Genomic DNA, 24,220 nt, shown 5'->3' with positions numbered 1-24,220 from the left:
GTAAGGAAATCGGTGTCAGGCGCTGGCGGCAAATAATTACAGCAAACCGTGCTGCTGCAATTTCTTGCGCAAGGTATTGCGGTTAATGCCGAGCATGTCTGCTGCCTGTGACTGGTTGCTGGAGGCGCGTGTCATCACCATTTCCAGCATAGGTTTTTCTACTGCCAATACAACCATGTCATAAATATTGGAGGCGGGTTGTTCGCCCAGATCGCGGAAATATTTTTCCAGATTTTTATGGACGGCGTCCTGAATGCTATCTTTGCTCATGCTGTTTTTGTCACTGTTCGGTTATGCCGGTCGGCGCTTATATTTAAATGCTCTAGGCGCTGATGTTATGCGGTCGCGTTACAAATATCGTTTGTTTTACGCCGCTAGTTTTTCTTCAAAGGGGCGGTATTGTAACCGTTCCCCCGCCATGCGATCAAAAAATTGACTGACTGCATCAAGTTGTTCTTCGCATGAAGTGAGTAAATTCATTTGTTGCCGGAATTCTTCACCGTTGACGAGGTCCTGAACATACCAGCCTATGTGCTTGCGCGCAGTCCTGACGCCAAGATACTCACCGTAAAACTCATAATGTGCCTTCAGGTGGTTATCCATCAGGTACCGTACTTCGCTGATCAACGGCGGTGGTAAGTGTTCGCCAGTTGCAAGGTAATGTTCGATTTCACGAAAGATCCAGGGCCGCCCTTGTGCTGCACGCCCTATCATGATCGCATCCGCACCTGTGACCTCTAATACGTATTTAGCTTTCTCCGGTGTTGTGATGTCGCCATTGGCAACCACTGGAATAGTCACCGCCGCTTTAACGGCAGCAATGGTGTCGTATTCGGCATCCCCTTTGTAGCCGTCAGCCCTTGTGCGACCATGCAAGGTCAGCATTTGTATGCCAGCAGATTCCGCCATGCGGGCGATGGTCAGCGCATTTTTATTTGCTCTGTCCCAGCCCGTGCGGAATTTCAGTGTGACAGGTACATCAACCGCCCCGACCACGGCATCGAGAATTTCGCCGACAAGAGCTTCGTGTTGCAGCAGAGCTGAGCCACACCAGGCATTACATACTTTCTTGACCGGACAACCCATATTGATGTCGATAATCTGAGCGCCTTTATCCACATTGTATTTTGCGCAATCCGCAAGCATTTGCGGATCAGCACCGGCTATCTGTACCGCCTTGGGTTCCATCTCTCCGACATGGTTAGTGCGTCGGGTCGATTTTTCGGTTTCCCATAATTTCGGATTCGATGCCGCCATTTCCGAAACGGCATAACCTGCACCAAGTTCTTTGCATAACTGACGGAAAGGTCTGTCGGTGACCCCTGCCATGGGAGCCACAAAAATATTGTTACGCAAGATGTAGGAACCAATTTGCACGATGAGGTGGGAGGGAATTTGAAGAAGCGTTATTCTACCTGAAACCTGCCTAAATAATTAGCAAAACCGCTGCAATCTGAAGGAATATTTATTTCAATCAGACCGTGACCTTGATAGCTTTAGACTTGTTTTTCTAAATTTTGAAAGTCAGTTAATGCTGACTCGTAGTCGTATTTTGTTGCGCTGAAAATCGCACCCTATGCCGCGTGCCTGGCGCCGCATTGATCCGGTGCTTACGTCAATGCGACCTGTGGTATCGATAAGTTCAAGATGCTTTATCGCTTTGGTTAATATCATCCATGGCATCGGTATCGAGATGAGCAACATCTCCCCATTGGATCAGGTGCAAGGTATTGTCTCTGAACTCAAAGCGGTTGATGCTGGCATTGAAAATGGTGACTTCGCGTGGCGCATTCAGCGACAATCCTTTAGCGGCACGATACGCGCATTCGAGTACACCACCGTGGGCGACGAGGGCGATTTTTTTCCCTTCGAATTGTTTGGCGTAGTAGTCAATATGGTCGATGATGCGTTGGTGAAATTGACGTGTCGTCTCACCTTGATTTTCACCCGGTGGAAATTCCGCATCAGGATCATGTGACTTCCAGGCCGCATAGGCTTCCGGAAAAACATGCGGAATCTCGCTGTAGAGCAGTCCTTCAAAGCCACCATAACAACGTTCGCGTAAGCCGGCATCGATGCGGGTGCTGATGCCTTGCAGACGTGCGATTTCACCGGCAGTCTGCACCGCACGTTGCAAATCACTGGCAATGATGGCATCAAGCTTTTCGTTCTGCAGCGACCACGCCAGCGCTTTTGCCTGCTGCGTTCCTTGAGCATTCAATGGAATATCAAGGTGACCCTGTAAGCGTTTAATGGCGTTCCAGGCTGTTTCACCGTGGCGGATAAGGAGGATTTCAGTCATCAGCTTGTTTTTTTGTTTCCAGCCAGAATGTCACCGGGCCATCATTCGTCAATGAGACTTTCATATCGGCACCAAAACGACCGGTTTCGACGCGACTGTGTTTATGTTTTGCCTGGAGCACAAAATAGTCGAATAAATGACGCGCGATTTCCGGCGGCGCTGCTGGCGTGAACGAAGGGCGGGTACCGGAATTGGTATTGGCCGCCAGCGTGAATTGCGGTACAAGCAATAAGCCACCTTGCGTATCTGTGATGCTGAGGTTCATTTTTCCTGCGTCATCACTGAACACGCGATAGCTCAGCAGCTTACTGAGTAAGGCATCTGCCTCGCTTTCAGTATCGCCACGTTCTGCACAGACCAATACCATTAAGCCTGCGCTGATCGCGCCGGTGGTTTCACCATCGACGACGACACTGGCATGGCTGACGCGTTGCAATAGTGCGATCATGCTGATAAGGTCACGCGGGCAAATTTCCGTTTGCCAACTTGCAGTACGAAAGTACCTGCGTCCACTTTCAGACCTTTGTCACTGAGAACGGCTCCGTCAATACGTACACCGCCTTGCTCTATCATGCGCATCGCTTCAGAAGTCGAGGTACACAGATTCGCCTGTTTCAATAGCTGTGCAATACCGACCGGTGCACCGCTCAGACTGACTTCCGGTATGTCGTCCGGTATACCGCCTTTGGAACGGTTCACGAAATCGGTCAGCGCATCTTCACCAGCTTGTTTATTGTGGAAGCGGGCGACGATTTCCTGTGCCAGCGCAACCTTGATATCGCGCGGATTCTGACCATCGGCGACGGCTTTTTTGTAGGCCGCAATTTGCTCAATAGAGCAGAATGAAAGCAGATCGTAGTACTTCCACATCATTTCGTCGGAAATACTCATAATCTTGGCGAACATGTTATTTGCCGGCTCAGTGATGGCGATATAGTTGTTTTTCGATTTCGACATCTTTTCAACGCCGTCCAGACCTTCCAGCAGCGGCATGGTCAGTATGCATTGCGGCTCCTGACCGTAGTCTTTTTGCAGTTCGCGTCCGACCAGTAAATTGAATTTCTGATCCGTGCCACCGAGTTCCAGATCGGCATGTAATGCGACGGAGTCATAGCCTTGCATCAGCGGGTACAGAAACTCATGGATAGAAATCGGGGTGCCGGCTTTGAAGCGTTTTGTGAAATCATCGCGCTCCATCATGCGGGCGACCGTATATTTCGATGACAACTGAATCATGCCACGCGCACCCAGCGGGTCGCACCATTCGGAGTTGTAGCGGATTTCAGTTTTCGCCGCGTCCAGTACGAGACTCGCTTGCCGGAAGTAGGTCTTGGCGTTTTCCTCGATCTGCTCGCGAGTCAGTGGCGGACGGGTGATATTGCGTCCGGAAGGGTCGCCGATCATCGATGTGAAGTCGCCGATCAGGAAGATGACCTGATGGCCCAGATCTTGCAGCTGACGTAATTTATTCAGAACAACCGTATGACCAAGATGCAAATCTGGTGCAGTCGGGTCCAGGCCCAGTTTGATGCGCAGAGGTTTGCCAGTCTGTTCACTGCGGGCGAGTTTTTGTGCAAATTCGCTTTCGATAAGCAATTCGTCAACACCGCGTTTGGTCACTGCAAGGGCATGTTGCACTGCATCGGACAAGGGTAAGGCTTTGGCTGGCGTAATCAGGCTGGAACTGGAGTTGGAATTGTGTGCAGAAGTCATAGGTATTTAAACGAGATTTTTTGTAACATCGCTGGTCAGGGTTCTCATTCTGAATCAATAATCAGCGTTTTGCCAGATTCTGGGCGTTAGTTTAATTTTGCTGGAATCAAGTTTTCTTGCTTTATAATCCAGCCTTGGTTTGTCGCCGGTCACGTTCTTCGAGCGTTTTTCGCTCAGAAAGTTATCGCCGCAACGACCCCCGAATTTTCGATAAAAACAGTCAATTTTAACTTATTGCATGCGACCATCAGATAAATTACTTCGTGTGGCTACCGGCAGCTCCAGACTGTTGTTAGGTTCCACCCGCGTTTCACGTATTGTTTCCGTTACCGCTTTATTCTTCGCTGTCTGTGCTGTGGGAGCGACTGCCGTTGCGCCGCTGGCACCGGATGCCGCAGATTTACCGGTCAAAAAAATTACCAAAGAATTGCCTTTACCCAGTCTGGACGAACAGGTCGCTGCGCTGACCAATGCTGATCAGCAATATGTTCGCGAAGAAATCGTCCGTCGTGGTGATACTCTCAGCGGCTTGTTGTTGCGCCTGGGCGTGGATGACGCTGACGCGAACACTTTTATCAAAACGGATAATGTGGCGCGCAGCTTGTTGCAGTTGCGCACCGACAAATCCGTCCGCGTCAAAACCAATGAAGACGGTCAGCTCGAGTGGTTGCAGACTACGGTGGTGGATGGTACCGACAAGCCAGCCAGGAACATCGAAATCAAGCGTGATGCTTCCGGACACTTCGTCGCTACCGACGCCCCTGCAGTGCTGGAGCGTCGCGTTGAAATGACTTCCGGCAATATCGTTTCCTCGCTGTTCGCCGCGACAGATGAAGCGAATATTGCTGATAATGTGGCGTCCCAGATTGTCAGTATGTTTGAAACGAATATTGATTTTCGCAAGCTGCAACGCGGCGATCAGTTCAATGTGGTCTATGAAAGTTTCTGGCAAAACGGTCAGCTCGTGAAAACCGGCCGTGTGCTCGCCGGTGAATTCACTAATGCCGGAAAAACTTACCAATCGGTGTGGTTTGATGAAGCTGGCGGTCAGGGCGGCTATTACACATTTGATGGTAAGTCTCTCAAAAAATCTTTCCTAAAGTCGCCGCTGGAGTTCACCCGTATTTCTTCCGGCTTCGCGATGCGCGTGCATCCGATTTCAGGACAGTGGAAAGCGCATAAAGGCGTGGATTTCGCGGCAGTGACAGGCACACCTATTCGTGCGACTGCAGATGGTGTGGTTGAATCTGTAGGTCCGAGCGGTGGCTACGGCAATCTGGTTGTGGTGAAACATCACTCGAATTACAGCACGGCCTATGCGCACATGAGCCGGTTTGCGGCTGGCCTGCATAAAGGCAGCCGTGTCAGTCAGGGTGAAGTTATTGGCTATGTCGGATCGACAGGCTGGTCCACCGGAGCCCATTTGCATTACGAATTCCGTGTGAATAATGAGGCTCGTGATCCTATGACAGTCAGTTTGCCTGAGGCGCCGCCATTGGCCGGAAACGATATGCCGCGATTCAAGGCGATTGCGGCTGAAATGCATCACCGTTTTAATCTGCTGCGCCCTGAACGTTTAGCGGAAACGATGAAACTGGCATCCCGTTAAAGCAAGCAGCTTAATTCAGGCCGAACACTGCGTTCGGCCTTTTTCATTTTGGTCGCGTGACTATGCGTAACAATTCTTTGTATATCGGCCTGATGTCTGGTACCAGTCTTGATGGTGTGGATGGGGTGCTCGTGCGCTTGCCGGAAACACCGGAAACACCTGTTGAACTGTTAGCCAGTGCCTACCTTCCGTTCCCGCCAGAAGTAAGACGGCAGGCGATGCTGCTGCAGAGCTCCGGTGACGACGAACTACATCATGAGGCCGTGCTCGCGAATACGCTGGCTCAGACTTATGCGGATTGTGTTCACAGTTTGTCCGGTCAGCATACACTCAAGGAGGTGCGGGCTATCGGTGTGCACGGACAAACGATACGGCACCGGCCAGAACTGGGCTACACCCGTCAGACGAATAATCCTTCGTTGCTGGCGGAATTAACCGGCATTGATGTGATTGCCGATTTCCGCAGCCGTGATATTGCTGCTGGCGGACAAGGCGCGCCGTTGGTACCGGCATTTCATCGTGCCGTATTTGCGGCCGACAATGAATGCAGAGTCGTTGCTAATATCGGTGGCATCAGCAATATCAGTATTCTCGCTGCGGATGGCAGTACGACCGGTTTTGATACCGGTCCGGGCAACGTGCTGATGGATTACTGGATACATCAGCATCTGGGAAAAAATTATGATGCTGACGGAGCCTGGGCATCGCAAGGTAGCGTCAATTCAGCCTTGCTCGGGAAGCTCATGGCCGAGGCTTATTTACAGCTGGCCCCACCCAAGAGCACCGGGCGCGATCTCTTTCACGCAGTATGGCTGCAGCAGCAATTACAGGGATTTGAAGCGGTGGCTGCGGTTGACGTACAGACGACATTATGCGCCTTTACCGCGATGAGTCTGGCGCAGGCGATTTGTCGTTACGGCGGACAGCAGGCAAAGGCTGTCTATGTTTGTGGGGGCGGTGCATTTAATCGCCGTCTGATGCTGATGTTACAGACATTCTTATCTGAGGCTGGATCGTCTGCGCTGGTATGCACGACAGATGCGCTCGGTGTCGCACCGGAGCAAGTAGAGGCGATGGCATTCGCCTGGCTGGCACAACAATTCTGTCTGCGTCGTCCTGGTAATTTACCTGAAGTCACTGGCGCCCGAGGGCCGCGTATTCTTGGTGCTCTTTATCCCGCATAATTTGCGTACGCTCCGACCCGTTTAATTTTTCTCGCTACGAAAAGAGAGATCGCATGATTCAACTGATTTATGTCGCTGACCCTATGTGTTCTTGGTGCTACGGTTTTGGCCCGGAGTTGCAAGCCTTACTGGAAATGATGCCTGATGCGAATCTGGATATCATCGTCGGAGGTTTGCGTGCCTATAACCAGGAGGTCATGAGCGAGGAGCAACGGCAAACCATACGCGGTCACTGGAAGCATATGGCGGAAGCCACTGGTCTGCCGTTTGCGGCGACAGGGATGACCCAAGCTGGTTTTAAATACGATACCGAACCCGCATGTCGTACAGTTGTTGCGACTAAAATGCTGGCGGATCATCTTAGTCCAGTCCAGTTATTATCGGTTTTTCGTGCGATTCAGCATGCGTTTTATGCAGAAGGGAAAGACGTGACTGATTTACGTCTTCTGTCGGATATCGCGGTGCGTGCGCTGAATGAGACAGACGGTGCAGAGAGTTTTGATGCGTCCAGTTTTTATGAGACGCTGGTCTCGCCGCTGTGTATGGCGGACACGCGACAGGAATTTGAGCAATGCCAGCGCTGGGGGGTACGCGGTTTTCCCGCGTTGTTATTGGTTCACAACAACGCGCTGCACATGATCGCATCCGGCTTTACTAAGAGGGCCGCACTAGTTTCTGCTATTGAGGAAATACAAAAAAACGGCAGACTGCTTTAATTGCGCCGCGTGTTCAGGTGGCTTCGGCCGACCTGAAATCATCCCGTGTAGGTTTCGGTTGGTGGTGGTCGGGACGTCACATTCAATACACAATGTCAGTCGTTTGTACCCGATTGCTGTTACCGACAATTCAACGCGGGTAATGCAGCACGACACGCTTATTCTGCTGGTCACATATCTCCCCGTCTTCATTTAACTTGCCGGGCTCATGTTTCTCATTGGTCTCGAATAAGATTGACTGCATCGTTGATGCTGTTGCTGCTTTTCTACGGTCGCCTGCTGTATCTGTCTCAGCGATGAAGGATTGCACTGTCAATCTGAATGACATTACGCATATATTCGTGTGCAATCGGCGCTTGCCCCGTGAATAATGGCTTGTGTCATGCCCTCGGCTGAGGACAAAAATATCGACCGTATCTGGCGCTGTGCTAGTGTTTTTCAGGATTGAACAGGCATTTCTTGACCTGTTGACAATGGGCACTTAACCGAAAAATATATTTTTCACAATTTTTCTCCTTAGTATAAGATTACCTTCAGCAAGCCGTTTGTTGTCATCCCGGATGACCAGTGATTGCCTTCGCTTGTACTTATCAACTCCCGCATGATTGGAAAAAGGACAGATCCCGTGGCTGTTTTTCAATTTTTCCTTGAAAAGTACCGTGTGTCACAACACGCTGCCCGTGATACTGATGAGTGGCGGTTCCAAATTCTGTCTGTAATTTTGCTATGCGTGCTGCTGCTGGGCGTTGTGACGGCGATCCCCAGTATTATGCTGGCAGTAACAGAGGGTCTTTGGTCCATCGCTGTTATTGATTTCCTCGCGCTCTGTTGGGTTGGTGCGACGCTGTTTTTGCCTCAGTTAAGTTTCCGCCGCAGAGCCTGGAGTTTCCTGATACTTGTTTATGTATTAGGGATCTGGTTTTTGTTGAAAGTGGGTGTGACTGGCTTGATCTATTTAATGGCCTTTCCGGCCATGACTTCATTTTTCTGTTCTCTGCGTGAAGCGATCTTTTCTTTACTCCTGTCTTCTCTGACTTTATTGCTGGTTGGCTATTGGGGAGGCGTTGAAGTTCAGCTGTTGAGTTTTCATGCCGATACGTTTCTGCGCTGGCTCGTTGTGACACTGAATTTTTCGTTTATCTGTGCAGTGCTGACCATTTCCTGCAATGTGTTACTGAGTCGTCTGGAGATATCGTTGCGACAACTACAAATGAGCAGCCAGACCTTGGTGCAGGAGCAGTCGTCATTGAAAAAAGTGAACGAGGAATTGCGTCTGATTTTTGCTGCGGTATCTCATTTAAACGAAGTCGTTATGATTATCCGTGTATTGCCAGATAGTTCAGACGAGGAGCGACTCCGGATAGTTTTTGTGAATGATGCCTTTGAACGCATGACTGGCTACGCTGCGGAAGATGTTATCGGACGCATCCCTCATTCAATCACTGGACAACGAACCCAGGCAGAGCGACTGGCAGAGATTCGCCTGGCATGGTCGCAGGTGCGCGCTTTCCACGTTGAATTGATTTGTTATAAGCGCGACGGTAGTGAATTCTGGGTAGAAGTCGATGGCGTACCTTTAGTAGATGACGCTGACAAACTTACCCACTGGGTAATGACAGCACGCGACATCAATGAAAAGAAAGAAGCTGAAGAACATATACACCGCTTAGCGTATTTTGATGCGCTGACCGGGTTGCCTAACAGGCGCTTATTGATGGACAGAATAGGTGTTTTGCTCGCGCATGCCAGACGCACAGGTCTGGTCAGTGCGGTACTGTTTATTGATCTGGATAAGTTTAAATATATCAATGATGCACGTGGGCATGCTGTTGGTGATGCCTTACTGAAACAAGTAGCCCATCGATTGCTTAACTCCTTGCGTGAAGTGGATACCGTATCCCGCATTGGGGGGGATGAGTTCGTTGTGTTGCTGGTGGATATTTCTGACGATCTCGTCAATGGCACTCATGCAGCATTGCATGTTACTGAGAAAATTCAGCAAACCATGATGGAGATATTCGACATCGATGGCTTGTTATATAACTCCAGTTGCAGTATCGGGGTGACACTGCTGCCACGCGAAAATCAAACTGCTGATGATCTTTTGCGCGAAGCTGATACCGCGATGTACAGAGCAAAAGCGCGCGGAAGAAATCAGATTGCATTTTATGAAAAATGGATGCAAAACGAGATTGAGCAGAGACTCACGATGGAGCGGGAGTTAGGCGAGGCGTTGGATAGTCAGCAATTATCTCTGTATATGCAGGCGCAGGTTGACCGACTTGGAACGCCTGTCGGCGGTGAATTATTAATGCGCTGGACTCACCCGGTACATGGCCCTATTTCACCAGCAGTGTTTATTCCGGTTGCCGAAGATGCCGGATTAATTTTGCGTTTAGGTGACTGGTTATTGCGTGAAGCTTGTCTGTCGTTGAACCGGTTGAAAGACGCTGGAATGCCGATTGCATTATCTGTCAATGTCAGTCCGAAGCAATTCAGACAACCGGACTTTGTCAGGAAAGTGAAAGAGATTCTGCAGGAAACGGCTGCTGATCCGGCAAGGCTGATTTTCGAAGTAACGGAAGGGCTGCTGATTGACAACTTACAAGAAACGATAGAGCGGATTCTGGAACTCAATACACTGGGTATCCGGTTTTCTATTGATGATTTCGGTACTGGATATTCAAGTTTTTCTTACCTCAAAAAACTGCCTTTGTATGAACTAAAAATTGACAAAAGCTTTGTTCAGGACATACCGGACGATTTGCATGGAACCGCAATCGTTCGTTCTATTTTGTCGATTGCCGCGCATCTTGGTTTAAAAGTTGTTGCCGAGGGCGTGGAGACGACGCAGCAGGCAGATTTTCTGATCGAAAACGGTTGCGGCTCTATGCAGGGTTTTTTATTTTCTCATCCCATGCCTTTGGAAGAGTGGATCGCATTGCAGCGCCAGACTGATGCAGCCACGGTTAGTCCTTAAAGACCGACTGCATCCAGTCTATGAACAGTGCTACTTCGGGCCTCAGGCTGGGCAGCGCTTCGTGTACCAGATGATAAGCGTGCGGCGGTGTTGCCAGTTGCGTGTCAAATAAACGTATGACTTCTCCGTTATCGATCATTTCCTGCGCAAAGTGCTGGCGTGTTAAACCTACACCATGACCATGTTTAATCGCCTCAAGTAATAAGCCCAGATCATCTACGCGTAATCCATGCGTTGGTTCAGCCCAGTCTAAACCGGCTACTTCAAACCATGGTTGCCAGGGTTCCAGCGCCGAGCGGAGCAAACGGGCGTGGCGCAAATCGGCCGGGGTGCTGATCTTAGGAATCGTCTTCAGATAGGCTGGGCTGGCAACAGCAAAGCTGGGTTCGATAAACAGCTTTTTAGTGACCAGATCGGGATATTCACCCGCGCCGAAGCGGACCTCGACATCACTTTCAGACAGGCTGAGATCGTATAAGGGAACGAACAGATAAACTTCAATTTCGATATCCGGATGTTTGTTCGTGAATTCCGCCAGGCGCGGCATGAACATATAGCGGGCAAATGTCGGCGGCACCGTGACTTTGACGCGCATCTGATTCTGCGTTGCCTTGTTCGGCAGTGGGAAATCAGACAAAGTGCGCAGCACATTCCGCACGACATCGAGATAGCGACGACCGAATTCGGTCAGTGTGACACTACGGCCTTCCCTGACAAAAACACGCTCACATAAATGTTCTTCGAGTAAACGTATACGGTGTGAAAGCGCAGAAGGAGTAATGCACAGCTCTTCTGCTGCAACGGCAAATGATCCAAAGCGGGCAGCCGCTTCAAAAGCGGAAAGTGCGTGAACCGGAGGTAATCTTGTAGCCATTCTGTATCCTGATGATTCTTCATTCCATGCGCTCAGTGTCGCGGGCGGATGTAGTGTGTCTCGTTATTGGCGTAGCGAAGGCGACACGAATGATCGCCAATTCGTCATTATGACGCGCATTTCTGACAACTGCCTTATAAGCCTCTCAGTATTGTCGTTATTTAGTACACCCGGATCTGGTCTGCGATAACACTGTTTTTTTTATTTTATGCTGATCAGCAGCATTTTTACCGGCGTCTATTATGATGCGTTCCCGGCGTTTTTGGCTTATGCTCTGCGACTTCCGTCCGAATTCTATGAGCTATGGGTAACCGACTTTCAAAAATTGCGACACGTACCGGCGATACCGGCACCACCGGTCTGGGCGATGGCAGCCGTGTCGATAAAGATGCCTTGCGCGTGCACGCGATGGGCGATGTGGATGAACTGAATTCACATATCGGCGTCTTGTTGTGTGAAAACTTATCGCCGCAGTTACGGCATGAGCTGATCTCTATCCAGCATGATCTATTTGATATGGGCGGTGAGTTGTGTATTCCGGGCTACAGCCTGATTACTGAGGCTCAGGTCGCGCGTCTGGATGCATTGCTGGAAAAATATAACGCTGATTTACCACCGTTGCGGGATTTCATTCTGCCCGGAGGAAACCGGCCTGCGGCGCTGGCGCATGTGTGTCGCACTGTCTGTCGCCGGGCTGAGCGGGCGATTGTCAGTGTGGGTAAAAGCGAACCCATCAATGATCACCCGCGCCAGTACATGAATCGTCTGTCTGATCTGCTGTTTGTTTTATCGCGGGTTTTGAACCGGGTTGATGGCGGCAGCGATGTTCTGTGGGAAAAAGAACGCGAGCGCTGATTGCAGTTACAGCGGGGGAGCGTTATTTTTTCGCCTGTTGATGGCGTTCTAACAGGTGCGATAATGCTGTCAGCAAATCCGTGTTCCGGGAGGAGTTTTCCAGATTCCGTTCCAGTGTGCTGAATGCCTGCAGGGCTTTTCCCGGGAGTACAAGTTGTTTTACAGGAGGCGCTTTTTCTACGACTCGCCTGACTTGTACTTTGATGCGGACTGCGTTAATCTGCCAGCCCCGCTCTTGCAGGCTGGCCAGCAATTTCGGGCATTGTTGTTTCAGTTTGGTTGCCAGTGCTGCATTTGGTGCAGACAGCGTTAGCAGACCATCTGCCAGTTGCATGACTTCACAGGTATCAAATATCGGTGGCAAAATCGCCGCACAATCTTTTTGCAGCGACAAGTGACGTTGTATTGTCGGTAACAGTGGTGCAATTTTATCGTTGCTACGTAAAAAATCACCAGCGCCGGTAGCACCCGTTAGCGGGCGTCCGCGCTTGATATTGATCCGGTACGGAGGTCGCGATGGTGTGAATGGTGTTGACATGGGCAGCACATTACCACAAACCGGGCGGCGTTACAGCCGCATTCCACAGAGTTTTTAAGGGGTAGTATTGATGCAAATTATATTAATGCACTCCCGCTTTACCCAGGCGAAATCGGTGACTTTGTCGTCACATCATATCGTGCTGGCGGTACTGGGTTTTCTGCTCATCACGATCATGTGTAGTGCGCTGATGGCGGCACTCACATTCCGTCTGGCGAGCGCTGATTTACCACTGTTACGACATATCCTGCCGGCCAGCGTCGCACTGCCCAATGATCCGAGTGCGAAAGACCGCTATGTCAAAGAAAATCTGGCGGCAATGGCGGTTAAGCTGGGCGAAATGCAGGCGCAGCTGATACGGCTCGACGCCCTGGGTGAGCGTGTGCAAGGTCTGGCCGGTGTCAAGCCTGAAGAATTCAATTTCAAGGAGTTGCCAGCGCGCGGTGGTCCTGAAATTTCCAGTGCACCGTCACACGAGCTGAACATGGAAGAGTTTCAGGCAGCGCTGGACGCCCTGGAGAAGGACGTTGAACATCGTTCCGACTACATGAACGTCATCGAGACGAAGCTGATGGGTTTCAAGATACAGTCAAAAATGTTGCCGACGATACAGCCTGTGAATGTGGCATATAACGCCTCCGGATTTGGCTGGCGTCTTGATCCGTTCACCGGGCGTAGTGCGTTTCACGAGGGTATCGATTTTTCAGCACCGACCGGAACACCGATTCAGGCTGCCGCTGGTGGCGTGGTGATTGCCGCTGAATATCATCCGCAGTTCGGCAATATGCTGGAAATTGATCACGGCGGTGAGCTGATTACCCGTTATGCGCATACCTCCAGAATTTATGTGAAGCTCGGCGATATCGTCAAACGCGGACAGCATATTGCCGATATTGGCTCGACCGGTCGCTCAACCGGCGCCCATCTGCATTTTGAGGTGCGGGTCAAGGATGTGCCGCAAAATCCGCATAAATTCCTGTCGGCCGGAGCCAATCAGGCCAGTCTCTCTGCTTTGAACCAAAAATAGGCTTGAGTTTGTCCAAATAGCCACCAACTCGTACCAATGCGTCAAGGTTTCAGCAGTGATTTGCTGGTCAAGCCGTTCCCGCGTGGTAAAATCGTGAGTTATCCCATATTGTTGCTGTGCAAGCAAGTTTGTGCTGCGGCTTTTTTCAGAATTTAACTTTTCGTTCATAGCATGTCATTCCTGACCAAGATATTCGGCAGCCGTAATCAGCGGCTTTTGAAGCAATACCAAAAGACGGTGCGTGAGATCAACGCATTGGAACCTCAGCTGGAAACTCTGTCGGACGAGGCTTTACAAGCCAAGACTGCTGAATTTAAAGCCCGCGTAGCGAAAGGTGAAACTTTAGACAGTTTGCTGGTAGAAGCATTTGCGGTGTGCCGCGAAGCCAGTAAGCGCGTCCTGAAAATGCGCCACTTTGATGTGCAGATGATAGGCGGTATGGTTCTGCACTATGGCAAAATTGCAGAGATGGGTACCGGCGAAGGTAAAACCCTGATGGGAACCCTGCCGATTTATCTGAATGCTTTGTCCGGTAAGGGCGTGCATGTGGTGACGGTGAATGATTACCTCGCGCAGCGCGATGCGGAATGGATGGGACAACTCTATGGCTGGCTGGGGCTGACGACCGGTATCAATCTGTCGCAACTCGATCACGACGCCAAGCAGTCTGCTTATGCCTCCGATATCACTTACGGCACGAACAACGAATTCGGCTTTGACTACCTGCGCGACAACATGGTGTTTGAAGCGAAAGACCGCGTACAACGTGGCCTGAATTTCGCCGTCGTCGATGAGGTCGATTCGATTCTGATCGATGAAGCGCGTACACCACTGATTATTTCCGGTCAGGCCGAAAATCACACCGAACTGTATTACAAGATTAATGAAGTGCCGAAACTGCTGACCTTGCAGATCGGCGAAGAAACGCCGGACGGTAAAGGCCACATTGAGGTTCCGGGCGACTACACCAAAGATGAAAAAGCGCATCAGGTCCTGCTGACCGAAGCGGGTCACGACAAAGCTGAAAAAATTCTGACGCAGATGGGCTTATTGCCGGAAGGTGCATCGCTGTATGACGCGGCGCATATCAGCCTGATCCATCATCTGTACGCCGCTTTGCGCGCACACGCCTTGTATTTCAAAGACCAGCACTATGTGGTGCTGGATGATGAAATCGTCATCGTTGATGAATTTACCGGCCGTATGATGACGGGGCGTCGCTGGTCTGACGGTTTGCATCAGGCAGTCGAAGCGAAAGAGGGCGTGAAGATTCAGAATGAGAATCAGACACTGGCCTCGATCACTTTCCAGAATTATTTCCGTATGTACACCAAGCTGTCAGGCATGACAGGGACGGCCGATACCGAAGCGTATGAATTCCAGGAAATCTACGGTCTGGAAACCGTCGTGATTCCGCCGAATCGTCCTTCGCAGCGTAAAGACCGTCAGGATCAGGTTTATAAATCCGCCGAAGAAAAATACGGTGCGATGCTCAAAGACATACAGGATTGTTACGAACGCGGTCAGCCGGTGCTGGTTGGTACGACGTCGATTGAAAATTCCGAATTGTTATCCGGTATTCTGACCAAGGCCAAATTGCCGCACAACGTGCTGAATGCGAAACAGCATGCACGTGAAGCGGAAATCGTGGCACAGGCAGGTCGCCCGAAAGCGATCACCATCGCCACGAATATGGCGGGTCGCGGTACCGATATTGTGCTCGGTGGTAACGTCGCCAAACAGGTGCAACTGATCGATGAGAATCCGGCATTGTCTGATGCTGAGAAACAGGCGCAGTCGCAAAAATTACGCGATGAATGGAAATCGCTCAACGAGCAGGTTGTCAATGCCGGTGGCTTGCATATCATCGGTACTGAGCGTCACGAATCACGTCGTGTTGACAATCAGCTGCGTGGTCGTTCCGGTCGTCAGGGTGATCCTGGTTCCAGCCGTTTCTATCTGTCGCTCGACGATCAGTTGCTGCGCATTTTCGCCGGTGACCGCGTACGTGCGATCATGGAACGTCTCAAAATGCCGGAAGGCGAACCGATTGAAGCGGGCATTGTTTCGCGTTCGATCGAATCGGCTCAGCGTAAAGTGGAAGCACGCAATTTTGACGTGCGTAAGCAATTGCTGGAATACGATGACGTTGCCAATGATCAGCGTAAAGTGATTTACCAGCAGCGTAATGAATTGCTGGAAGCGCAGGACATCACGGAACTGATGACGTCCCTGCGTCACGGGATGTTTGCCGATGTGGTACACGCTTACGTGCCGCCAGGTTCGGTTGAAGAACAATGGGATATTCCCGGTCTGGAGGCTGTATTGTCTTCGGAATGGGCGCTGGATCTGCCGCTGACCAGCATGGTGGATAAAGAGCCGAACCTGACCGGTGAAGATATTCTTGAACGTGTGCAGCAGGCGGCGGACGCGAGCTACGCGGAAAAAATCGAGATCGTCGGCAAAGACGCTTTTGCCGGTTTCGAGCGCAGCGTTATGTTGCAAAGCATAGACAGCCACTGGCGTGAGCATCTGGCCGCACTCGATCATCTGCGTCAGGGTATCCATCTGCGCGGCTACGCACAGAAAAATCCTAAGCAGGAATACAAGCGCGAAGCGTTTGAATTATTCTCACAAATGCTGGATCTGATCAAAAACGATGTGGTTCGCACCGTGGTGACTGTCCGTATCCAGTCGCGTGAAGAAATCGAAGCGGCGGAAGAGCAAATGGCGCAATCACAAGTCGGCAACGTGCATTACCAGCATGCTGACTTTGATGAAAACGCCTCACCGGAAGAAATGCTGGCTCCATCTGCAGCGACGAATAACGGTGGCCAGCAGGAAATTACTTACGCGCTGAAGGTTGGCCGTAATGATCCTTGCCCTTGCGGCAGCGGTAAAAAATACAAGCAATGCCACGGCAAGCTGGCGTGATGCAAGTCTGAATTTTAGTGTCAGGCATTGAAAAAGGGATGAAGAAATTCATCCCTTTTTTATTGCTGTTTTTGCCGGATTAACATCTTGGCGTCAGCTACCCGCGATACTTGCGCTTGTATTTGCCATCGGGCGACCTGCCTGACAACACCTGTGCCGGCAGTAACCTCGTCTGCAGGGACAATTTTTTGCTTCCGTATGCCTTAAAAATACTCCCCCCAGTATCTTAAGAAAGCCAATGTTTACGCTGACGTTAAGCCGATTTTTATAAAAACAGGGGGGAGTATGTGTTTTAACCGTTTCTTTGATGCAAAATCGGACGCTGGCATACAGATGATCACCTGATCTGGTCATGACGGATTGTCGCCGTGCAACATCAGAAGACAGTGCCAGCCAGCGCCGGTTTACTGCATACTGCGGGTTCTGCTTTCTCATTTTTTTTCACTACTCCGGGTCTTGCGATGAATCTGAATCTGAGTGTTGCCGATAGCATGTTTCGTGACGAAGTACAGGCGTTTTTAGCGCGTGCCTTACCCGCAGATATCCGCGATAAAGTCTTGAATGGCTGGAAGCTGGAGCGTGACGACTATGTTCGCTGGCAAAAGATTTTATTCGCGCAAGGCTGGGGCGGTAGTTCCTGGCCGCAGCAGTTTGGTGGCACCGGCTGGACTGCGGTGCAAAAATATCTGTTTGAAGAAGCCTGTGCCGCCGCAGGTGCACCACGCCTGCCGCCATTCGGTATCAAGATGGTGGCGCCGGTGCTGATGGCGTTTGGCTCGCCGGAACAGCAACAACGCTATCTGCCCAAAATTCTGTCGGCGGATGAGTGGTGGTGTCAGGGCTATTCCGAGCCGGGTGCGGGCTCTGATCTGGCGGCAGTGAAAACCAGCGCAGTCAGAATGCGCGATGCTGACGGCGAATATTATCTGGTCAACGGGCAGAAAACCTGGACCACGCTGGCGCAGTACGCCGACTGGATTTTCTGTCTGGTGCGCACCGATAAAGAGGTCAAGCCGCAGCGCGGCATTTCTTTCCTGCTGATCGATATGAAATCGCCGGGCATCACGGTGCGCCCGATTATTACGATGGATGGCGCGCACGAAATTAACGAAGTCTGGTTTGATCAGGTTCGGGTGCCCGCAGAAAATCTGGTTGGTCAGGAAAATCAGGGCTGGACTTATGCCAAGTTTTTGCTGGGTCATGAACGCACCAATATCGCCGGAATCGGCATCGCCAAACGTGAACTGGGACGCCTGAAAAAGCTGGCGCTGCGTGCATGCAAAAATGGTCAGCCTTTGCTTACAGACCCGCAGTTTGCGCAGCGCGTGGCGCAGGTGGAAATTGATCTGATGGCGTTAGAAATTACCAATCTGCGGGTGCTGTCAGCAGAAGCCGGTCAGCGTGCGCCGGGGCCGGAAGCATCCATACTGAAAATCAAGGGCACTGAAATTCAGCAAGCCATCAGCGAATTATTGATGCAGGTACTGGGGCCGCAGGCGCAGCCATTCCAGCCGGAAACTGCGATGTACGGCTATGACGGCGACGCGGCGAACGATGGCGATGCACGTTCGCTGGGATCCAATTATTTCAACCTGCGTAAGTTATCGATTTACGGCGGTTCTAACGAGATACAAAAAAATATCATTGCCCAGATGATGATGGGACTGTAATGTCCCGCGCCGGATGAGGCGGATGCTGCGGGCATCCGCTTACGGCGTCTGTTTTGGTCAATCATTTCCGGTGCTGATTTTTGCCGTTCGCTGGCCTAAAAATGTCCTACAATGGCGGCTTGATTTCATCGCAAGGAAACTATCATGGCCGTTAATTCTCCCGTCCCTGTCGCTGCTGATCTGAAACCGGTTGCCGGTATTCGTCTGGGGCATGCCGAAGCAGGTATCCGTAAAGCGAACCGCAAAGATGTGCTGGTCATGGAACTGGCGCCGACGGCAACGGTTTCCGGCGTGTTTACGACCAACCGTTTTTGCGCTGCGCCGGTACAGGTATCGAAAGCCCATCTGGAAGGCTTGCACATGGCATCCGGCCCTATCCGCGCGCTGGTGGTGAATACCGGCAATGCGAACGCGGGAACCGGTGATGCCGGTTTAGCGGCGGCGAATGCGACTTGTGCTGCGCTGGCGGATTTGCTGGGTTGCGAAGCGGCGCAGATTCTGCCCTTTTCTACCGGCGTGATCCTGGAACCTTTGCCTGTTGATCGTCTGGTGGCCGGTTTGCCGCAAGCGATTGCCAATCTGAAAGAAGACAACTGGTTCTTCGCTGCCGAAGCGATTATGACGACCGATACGCAGCCGAAAGCGGCATCCGCGACGGTGCAGATCGGTGGAAAAACAGTGACCATGACCGGCATCAGTAAAGGCGCTGGCATGATCAAGCCGAATATGGCGACCATGCTCGGCTATCTGGCGCTGGATGCCAAAGTCGCGCAACCCGTACTCGATCATCTGGTCAAGCAGGCCGCAGATAAATCGTTTAACTGCATCACGATTGATGGCGATACTTCTACCAACGATTCTTTCATGCTGATCGCGACCGGCGCGGGTGAAGTGGAAGTGAACGAAATCGGTTCGCCGGAATACGCGCAACTGGCGAAAGCGGTCATCGATCTGTCGCAAAAACTCGCGCACATGATTATCCGCGACGGTGAAGGTGCGACCAAGTTCATCACGATTGCCGTCGAAGAAGGGCGTGACATTGAAGAGTGCCGCAAAATTGCGTATTCGATAGCTCATTCTCCGCTGGTGAAAACCGCTTTCTTTGCATCTGATCCAAATTTGGGCCGTATCCTTGCGGCGATTGGTTATGCAGGCGTGACCGATCTGGATGTCAGCAAACTGAATCTGTATCTGGATGATGTCTGGGTCGCGAAAAATGGTGGCCGCAATCCTGATTACCGAGAAGAAGACGGGCAGCGCGTGATGAAGCAAAGCGAGATCACCGTCCGCGTTAAGCTTGCACGCGGCAATGCCAGTGCCACGGTCTGGACCTGCGATTTGTCGCACGACTACGTATCGATCAATGCTGATTACCGTTCCTGATACGCTGAACTATGACGCAGCTTGATCAGTTTTTACTTCGCGCCGAACATGTATTGAACCGGCTGGAAAGTTTGTTGCCGATGACAACCCCGGCGCCGGACTGGCAGCTCGGTCATGCGTTTCGCTGGCGCAAACGCGGTGGTCAGGGATATTTGCAGGTCGTCCGTCACGCTTCAGCGATTCATCTGGACGATCTGCACAACATCGCATCGCAAAAAGCGCAGATTGAGCAAAATACGCGGCAGTTTGTACAAGGGCTGCCAGCGAATAACGTTTTGCTGACCGGAGCCAGAGGTACAGGCAAATCTTCGCTGATCAAAGCTTGCCTGCATCAGTTTGCTGATCAGGGCTTGCGTCTGATTGAAGTTGATAAAAGCGATCTGGCTGATCTGGGCGATATCGTTGATCTGATTGCGGAGCGACCTGAGCGCTTCATCATCTTCTGCGATGATTTATCGTTTGAGGAAGGCGAGGCCGGTTACAAAGCCCTGAAAGTTGCTCTGGACGGCAGCATTGCGACGCAATCCGATAATGTCCTGATTTATGCGACCTCGAACCGGCGTCATCTGTTGCCGGAAAAAATGTCGGACAACAGCAGTTATACGCATGGCGACGATGGTGATCTGCATCCCGGTGAAACCGTCGAGGAAAAAATCTCTTTGTCGGAACGCTTCGGTTTGTGGGTATCGTTTTATCCATTCAAGCAAGACGATTATCTGGAGATCGTCGCCCACTGGCTCCGTCATTTTGGTTGTGATGCCGGGCAGATTGAAGAAGCCCGCGCCGAAGCACTGCGCTGGGCTTTGCAGCGCGGCTCGCGCTCTGGTCGCGTCGCGTGGCAGTTTGCACGAGACTACGCCGGTAAAGTGACGAAGGTGCCTCATGTCTGAAGTCGCGCCAGTGGCTGTGAAGCCAATTGACGTCGCAGTTGGCATCTTAATGAAGCCGAACGGTGATGTCTTGCTTGGCCAGCGCCCCGCAGGAAAACCCTACGAAGGGTATTGGGAATTCCCCGGCGGCAAAGTGGAGGAAGGCGAAACCATTCTGCATGCGCTGAAACGGGAATTTGTCGAAGAGCTGGGCATTCAGATACTGAGTGCGGAGCCGTGGTGTGGTGTCGAGCATGTGTATCCGCATGCCCACGTCCGCCTGCATTTTTACATCTGCCGCGAATGGCAGGGAGAGCCGCAAAGTCTGGAGGGGCAGGCATTCGCTTGGCAAGGCAGCGTCGGAGTGACTCCCCTGTTACCGGCGACGATTCCCCTGCTTGAGTGGCTGGGCTTATTGCAAAACGACCAGATGTCCACGCAGGCGTCGTCTCTTTCTTAAATACCATCCGCTTCATCATTTGTTGACCCTGCGTCGGCGCGATTGCTTCAATGACGCGATGCACCTGCTGCACACGGAGCAGGTGTGTTTCGCAGGCAGGTTTGATATTTGCCGACATCATATTCTCTCAGGCAGAACCGCAACAGGTTCCGCCTTTTTTATGCCTGCGACGCTCAGAAATGGCTTCTGGCATTAAAAATATACCCCGGGGAGTATATTTGACAGCCCTTTATTTATAAGGAGATGAAGGTGTTTTTGCCACATACTCCCCTAAAAGTGCCTGATTGATCGATGTTTTCCTTGTTGCTGCACGGCATATCGTTTTGCTCGCAGTCATTCACCAGAGAAGCAAACACATCAAAACCAGCCAGCCCAACGGCAATCCGACTGTCACCACCACCTACTACGCCGGAGCACAAGAAGCCGAGATCAACAATGGCCAGACCACCCTCAAGACCTACTGGCCGTATGGGCTTGGTGTTGAGATAGACCAACCCGGCAGCAGCACCAGCGAACTCAACTGGAGCCACCACGACAGACTGGGCAGCATCATCAGCATTACCGATGCGAGCGGCAACCTCAAAGAAAAACTGGCCTACGACAGTTGGGGCAAACGCAGAACCACCGATGGCAGCGCGACACCGGATAATCTGGACGGGCAAGTCGACAACAAAGGCTACACCGGTCACGAAATGCTCGATCAGCTTGATCTGGTGCACATGAACGGCAGGATCTACGACCCCCTGATGGCACGGTTTCTGAGTGCTGATCCGATGATTCAGGATCCGGCACATAGCCAGAGCTACAACCGGTATACTTACGTGTGGAACAACCCGACGAATCTGACGGATCCGACGGGCTTCACTGCTTGCAATAATGATGATAAGAACTGCAGTTCGACAGCAGTTGTTACCCCAGTTAAGACGTGCCCCAAAGGTGCGACCTGTATCAACGATACGAATGGCAATGCCTATCAATTCCTGGGATATGTCAGGGGTAACAACAGCAATAGTAAAGACAATTCGAACGGTGGCGGACAGGAAAATAAGTCTGCTGCCAACGCCACAAACACGGGTGGGCGCGATCCGCAAGGACTGTCGAGCGCGCTTCTTGATACTGTTAAAGGTGGTACTAATGGCTTGATGAACCTGGTTGAGCTTGTTCCTAACCTCGTTGCTGCTGGAACAATGCCGGGTGACCCCGGCTATGTTCGGTTCTTAAATGGAATTCGACCATCTGCGTATGACACGCCATTATTTGGTGAAACGATTGAATTTCTGACGGGTATTGGTGTCACTAAGATTTTCAGCGAGCTCAGTAGTGCAGGAAGAAGCACTCAAGGCGAAACAGTCCAACTGGGAGGCGCACACGGGGAAGTAAAAGGTATTCCCGGCAATGAGTCCCATCATATGCCCGCAGACTCTGTTAGTCCGCTAAGTAAAAACAAAGGCCCTGCCATTTCAATGGAAAAAGCTGATCACAGAGAGACTGCGAGTTGGGGTAGTTCCCGTGAGGCTCGTGCATATCGTGCAGAGCAAGCTGATCGGATAAAGAATGGGGATTTTAGAGGGGCTCAGCAAATGGACATCCATGATATTCAAACAAAGTTTGGAGCTAAGTACAATGAAGCCATGCAGCAGATGAAGGAATATACGAAAGGATTGGGGTACTAATGGACTTTGTAATTAAACCACTTCAGGGAGTCGATACGCTTCACTTCGGGATGCAAGTAGAAGAGGTAAGGCGCGTATTGGGAGAGAATTTTAAATCCTTCAAAAGGACGCCTAATTCAGCATTTCCTTGCGATTATTTTGCAGATATCCAGGTGTTTGCATACTACAAATTTCCAGGTGTTCTTGAAGCGTTAGAATTTGCTGAGCCTGCAAATCCATTATTTGGTGGCAAGCGCCTCATTGGTGTTAGTGCTGATGAGGTGAAAAAAATTCTTGAAGCTGTCGATCAATCACTTGAGGTTGATTCTGCTGGAATGATCGCGCACCAGCTTGGAGTAGGTGTGTATGCTCCGGGATGGGATGAGGACACTGCTCAGAAAGTTGAAAGCGTGATTGTGTTTGAAGAGGGGTACTATTAGGAGGGAAGATGTTTTGAAGGATCAATGGAGCAGAAGACGAGGCTGCTGTGTTGTTGTGATTTGGTTAATGAAAATCACCCGAAATCTCCCCCAAATTCTCAAAATGAGAATTGTCCCCCTCTGTTGTACGGATGGGGGACAAGCGCCCACCCCAAAACGATGGCCCGCGCAGCCGCCTGCCACCCCAACCGGTGCGCGTTCAGTTGGAAAATGTTGCCATTTTGACCTTATAAACACTGTATAAAATTCCCCGTAAAATCTCAAATTGAGACAAAAGTCGGGTATTACTAGACACCCGACTTTAAAACCACCCCCCCGCCATCCTCGCCCAAAGATACTAGAGCGGGCACGTTTGATGTTAACCTTCAAAAAATAGGAGATTAGTTTGAATTCTTCAATGTTTGAAAATATCTTTCGCAATCTACCAGGCAATGTAAATTGGGAAGGTAGTTTTTATGAGCAGTTAACTGAATTTGGAAGATGGGATGCAAAAGAATTTTGGATGCTACATTTGGATCTTATTAACGCAGCAGATAAATTTAAAAATTTTGATTCGGTTGATAAGGAATTAGCGCTTGGAATAGTAACGCTCCAGTCAAAAATAGCTAGGTTATTTATTGCTCATTTTAATGAGCGTGATGCTTTTAAAATCATTAATTTGAGCGAAGAAAATTTATATGCCTTTAAGGAAAGATTTGATTTGGCAGTAATTGGTGTATTTTCTGGGGAAGTTCTTTCCGAGGATTCTTTTGATCTTGTAAATCCTTTACTCTGATGGCGAATTACTTAAAGGAATATTTTTTATTCAAATAGGACACTGATCGTTTAATTGCAAATTACGAATATGCCTTTTGCCGATTTTGCATTGGTTTCTTAAAACGTAGGGTGCGTCACACGCACCAATTAGGCGATATTGATGTTCGTCTGCTGTCAGTAAGGTTTAATTGAGGAACGCGGTGTGAGTGCCGCACCCAATGGAGCAGGCACGCTACGCTTGACGACATCGTATCTCAC

General features: G+C 50.7%; 21 protein-coding genes. 14 read left to right on the top strand and 7 right to left on the bottom strand.

Annotated features, from left to right (window positions below; genetic code table 11):
* Positions 1 to 36: 36 nt before the first annotated feature.
* The 5 genes from ACOTSW_RS05520 to tyrS form a co-directional block, all read right to left on the bottom strand.
* Positions 37 to 270 (bottom strand): helix-turn-helix domain-containing protein, encoded by a 234-nt coding sequence (locus tag ACOTSW_RS05520; protein WP_110258221.1) that lies wholly within the window; start codon positions 268 to 270, stop codon positions 37 to 39.
* A 96-nt stretch (positions 271 to 366) separates the two neighbouring features.
* Positions 367 to 1,377 carry a tRNA dihydrouridine synthase DusB gene (gene dusB / locus ACOTSW_RS05515; RefSeq protein WP_423681489.1) on the bottom strand — a complete coding sequence of 337 codons (1,011 nt, stop codon included), beginning with the start codon at positions 1,375 to 1,377 and terminating at the stop codon, positions 367 to 369.
* A 265-nt stretch (positions 1,378 to 1,642) separates the two neighbouring features.
* Positions 1,643 to 2,302, bottom strand: coding sequence for a histidine phosphatase family protein (locus ACOTSW_RS05510; protein WP_423681488.1), 660 nt, complete (start codon positions 2,300 to 2,302; stop codon positions 1,643 to 1,645).
* Positions 2,295 to 2,750 carry a D-aminoacyl-tRNA deacylase gene (dtd, locus tag ACOTSW_RS05505; RefSeq protein WP_423681487.1) on the bottom strand — a complete coding sequence of 152 codons (456 nt, stop codon included), beginning with the start codon at positions 2,748 to 2,750 and terminating at the stop codon, positions 2,295 to 2,297. The genes ACOTSW_RS05510 and dtd overlap by 8 nt, the downstream gene beginning before the upstream one ends.
* Positions 2,747 to 4,015: a tyrosine--tRNA ligase gene (tyrS, locus tag ACOTSW_RS05500; protein WP_423681485.1), complete on the bottom strand. Its 1,269-nt coding sequence runs from the start codon at positions 4,013 to 4,015 to the stop codon at positions 2,747 to 2,749. Before tyrS ends, dtd begins: the two co-directional genes overlap by 4 nt.
* Positions 4,016 to 4,253: 238 nt before the next feature.
* On the opposite strand from tyrS, the gene ACOTSW_RS05495 reads away from it, so the two are divergent.
* From ACOTSW_RS05495 to ACOTSW_RS05480, 4 genes are all read left to right on the top strand, one after another.
* Positions 4,254 to 5,624: a peptidoglycan DD-metalloendopeptidase family protein gene (locus ACOTSW_RS05495; RefSeq protein ID WP_423681484.1), complete on the top strand. Its 1,371-nt coding sequence runs from the start codon at positions 4,254 to 4,256 to the stop codon at positions 5,622 to 5,624.
* Between the two features lie 62 nt (positions 5,625 to 5,686).
* Positions 5,687 to 6,808, top strand: a complete 1,122-nt coding sequence (locus ACOTSW_RS05490) for an anhydro-N-acetylmuramic acid kinase (protein WP_423681483.1) — start codon at positions 5,687 to 5,689, stop codon at positions 6,806 to 6,808.
* A 53-nt stretch (positions 6,809 to 6,861) separates the two neighbouring features.
* Positions 6,862 to 7,524, top strand: a complete 663-nt coding sequence (locus tag ACOTSW_RS05485) for a DsbA family protein (RefSeq protein WP_423681481.1) — start codon at positions 6,862 to 6,864, stop codon at positions 7,522 to 7,524.
* Between the two features lie 661 nt (positions 7,525 to 8,185).
* A complete protein-coding gene (locus tag ACOTSW_RS05480; RefSeq protein ID WP_423681480.1) occupies positions 8,186 to 10,504 on the top strand; it encodes a putative bifunctional diguanylate cyclase/phosphodiesterase in 2,319 nt (772 codons plus the stop codon).
* Here the strand turns inward: ACOTSW_RS05480 and ACOTSW_RS05475 are convergent.
* The gene (locus ACOTSW_RS05475) at positions 10,494 to 11,378 is read right to left on the bottom strand and encodes a LysR substrate-binding domain-containing protein (protein WP_423681479.1); all 885 of its coding nucleotides are present in this window, start codon (positions 11,376 to 11,378) and stop codon (positions 10,494 to 10,496) included. The two genes, ACOTSW_RS05480 and ACOTSW_RS05475, sit on opposite strands and share 11 nt — an antisense overlap.
* A gap of 303 nt (positions 11,379 to 11,681) precedes the next feature.
* Between ACOTSW_RS05475 and ACOTSW_RS05470 the strand changes: the two genes are divergently transcribed.
* Positions 11,682 to 12,233: a cob(I)yrinic acid a,c-diamide adenosyltransferase gene (locus ACOTSW_RS05470; RefSeq protein WP_423681478.1), complete on the top strand. Its 552-nt coding sequence runs from the start codon at positions 11,682 to 11,684 to the stop codon at positions 12,231 to 12,233.
* A gap of 22 nt (positions 12,234 to 12,255) precedes the next feature.
* Here ACOTSW_RS05470 and ACOTSW_RS05465 read toward each other — a convergent pair whose 3' ends face one another.
* Positions 12,256 to 12,771, bottom strand: coding sequence for a DciA family protein (locus tag ACOTSW_RS05465; RefSeq protein WP_423681477.1), 516 nt, complete (start codon positions 12,769 to 12,771; stop codon positions 12,256 to 12,258).
* 70 nt (positions 12,772 to 12,841) lie between these two features.
* On the opposite strand from ACOTSW_RS05465, the gene ACOTSW_RS05460 reads away from it, so the two are divergent.
* The 9 genes from ACOTSW_RS05460 (at position 12,842) to ACOTSW_RS05420 (ending at position 23,981) form a co-directional block, all read left to right on the top strand.
* Complete coding sequence (locus ACOTSW_RS05460; RefSeq protein ID WP_423681476.1) at positions 12,842 to 13,798, top strand: M23 family metallopeptidase; 957 nt, start codon at positions 12,842 to 12,844, stop codon at positions 13,796 to 13,798.
* A 171-nt stretch (positions 13,799 to 13,969) separates the two neighbouring features.
* The gene (gene secA, locus ACOTSW_RS05455) at positions 13,970 to 16,732 is read left to right on the top strand and encodes a preprotein translocase subunit SecA (protein ID WP_186882792.1); all 2,763 of its coding nucleotides are present in this window, start codon (positions 13,970 to 13,972) and stop codon (positions 16,730 to 16,732) included.
* A 461-nt stretch (positions 16,733 to 17,193) separates the two neighbouring features.
* On the top strand, positions 17,194 to 18,402 hold the full coding sequence (locus tag ACOTSW_RS05450; RefSeq protein ID WP_423682262.1) for an acyl-CoA dehydrogenase family protein: 1,209 nt from the start codon (positions 17,194 to 17,196) through the stop codon (positions 18,400 to 18,402).
* Between the two features lie 144 nt (positions 18,403 to 18,546).
* Positions 18,547 to 19,785 carry a bifunctional glutamate N-acetyltransferase/amino-acid acetyltransferase ArgJ gene (argJ, locus tag ACOTSW_RS05445; protein WP_423681475.1) on the top strand — a complete coding sequence of 413 codons (1,239 nt, stop codon included), beginning with the start codon at positions 18,547 to 18,549 and terminating at the stop codon, positions 19,783 to 19,785.
* An 11-nt stretch (positions 19,786 to 19,796) separates the two neighbouring features.
* The gene (locus tag ACOTSW_RS05440) at positions 19,797 to 20,675 is read left to right on the top strand and encodes an ATP-binding protein (protein WP_423681473.1); all 879 of its coding nucleotides are present in this window, start codon (positions 19,797 to 19,799) and stop codon (positions 20,673 to 20,675) included.
* Positions 20,668 to 21,114: an 8-oxo-dGTP diphosphatase MutT gene (gene mutT / locus ACOTSW_RS05435; protein ID WP_423681472.1), complete on the top strand. Its 447-nt coding sequence runs from the start codon at positions 20,668 to 20,670 to the stop codon at positions 21,112 to 21,114. The genes ACOTSW_RS05440 and mutT overlap by 8 nt, the downstream gene beginning before the upstream one ends.
* 284 nt (positions 21,115 to 21,398) lie before the next feature.
* Positions 21,399 to 22,787, top strand: a complete 1,389-nt coding sequence (locus ACOTSW_RS05430; protein WP_423681471.1) for an RHS repeat domain-containing protein — start codon at positions 21,399 to 21,401, stop codon at positions 22,785 to 22,787.
* Positions 22,787 to 23,206: a hypothetical protein gene (locus ACOTSW_RS05425; RefSeq protein ID WP_423681470.1), complete on the top strand. Its 420-nt coding sequence runs from the start codon at positions 22,787 to 22,789 to the stop codon at positions 23,204 to 23,206. Before ACOTSW_RS05430 ends, ACOTSW_RS05425 begins: the two co-directional genes overlap by 1 nt.
* 385 nt (positions 23,207 to 23,591) lie before the next feature.
* Entirely contained in the window at positions 23,592 to 23,981 is a 390-nt protein-coding gene (locus ACOTSW_RS05420; RefSeq protein ID WP_423681469.1) for a hypothetical protein, read from the top strand.
* Positions 23,982 to 24,220 lie beyond the last annotated feature (239 nt).

This window comes from Undibacterium sp. WLHG33, assembly GCF_049544815.1.
In the GTDB taxonomy this organism is placed as follows: domain Bacteria; phylum Pseudomonadota; class Gammaproteobacteria; order Burkholderiales; family Burkholderiaceae_D; genus Undibacterium.
Note: the sequence above shows the minus strand (reverse complement) of the source record. Positions and strands in the feature narration are given on the sequence as shown.

Excerpts from the sequence above, each read along its gene's own strand:
- ACOTSW_RS05520 (WP_110258221.1), bottom strand. The coding sequence starts at position 270 with ATGAGCAAAGATAGCATTCAGGACGCCGTCCATAAAAATCTGGAAAAA.
- ACOTSW_RS05510 (WP_423681488.1), bottom strand. The coding sequence starts at position 2,302 with ATGACTGAAATCCTCCTTATCCGCCACGGTGAAACAGCCTGGAACGCC.
- dtd (WP_423681487.1), bottom strand. The coding sequence starts at position 2,750 with ATGATCGCACTATTGCAACGCGTCAGCCATGCCAGTGTCGTCGTCGAT.
- tyrS (WP_423681485.1), bottom strand. The coding sequence starts at position 4,015 with ATGACTTCTGCACACAATTCCAACTCCAGTTCCAGCCTGATTACGCCA.
- ACOTSW_RS05495 (WP_423681484.1), top strand. The coding sequence starts at position 4,254 with ATGCGACCATCAGATAAATTACTTCGTGTGGCTACCGGCAGCTCCAGA.
- ACOTSW_RS05490 (WP_423681483.1), top strand. The coding sequence starts at position 5,687 with ATGCGTAACAATTCTTTGTATATCGGCCTGATGTCTGGTACCAGTCTT.
- ACOTSW_RS05485 (WP_423681481.1), top strand. The coding sequence starts at position 6,862 with ATGATTCAACTGATTTATGTCGCTGACCCTATGTGTTCTTGGTGCTAC.
- ACOTSW_RS05475 (WP_423681479.1), bottom strand. The coding sequence starts at position 11,378 with ATGGCTACAAGATTACCTCCGGTTCACGCACTTTCCGCTTTTGAAGCG.
- ACOTSW_RS05470 (WP_423681478.1), top strand. The coding sequence starts at position 11,682 with ATGGGTAACCGACTTTCAAAAATTGCGACACGTACCGGCGATACCGGC.
- ACOTSW_RS05465 (WP_423681477.1), bottom strand. The coding sequence starts at position 12,771 with ATGTCAACACCATTCACACCATCGCGACCTCCGTACCGGATCAATATC.
- ACOTSW_RS05460 (WP_423681476.1), top strand. The coding sequence starts at position 12,842 with ATGCAAATTATATTAATGCACTCCCGCTTTACCCAGGCGAAATCGGTG.
- secA (WP_186882792.1), top strand. The coding sequence starts at position 13,970 with ATGTCATTCCTGACCAAGATATTCGGCAGCCGTAATCAGCGGCTTTTG.
- ACOTSW_RS05450 (WP_423682262.1), top strand. The coding sequence starts at position 17,194 with ATGAATCTGAATCTGAGTGTTGCCGATAGCATGTTTCGTGACGAAGTA.
- argJ (WP_423681475.1), top strand. The coding sequence starts at position 18,547 with ATGGCCGTTAATTCTCCCGTCCCTGTCGCTGCTGATCTGAAACCGGTT.
- ACOTSW_RS05440 (WP_423681473.1), top strand. The coding sequence starts at position 19,797 with ATGACGCAGCTTGATCAGTTTTTACTTCGCGCCGAACATGTATTGAAC.
- mutT (WP_423681472.1), top strand. The coding sequence starts at position 20,668 with ATGTCTGAAGTCGCGCCAGTGGCTGTGAAGCCAATTGACGTCGCAGTT.
- ACOTSW_RS05425 (WP_423681470.1), top strand. The coding sequence starts at position 22,787 with ATGGACTTTGTAATTAAACCACTTCAGGGAGTCGATACGCTTCACTTC.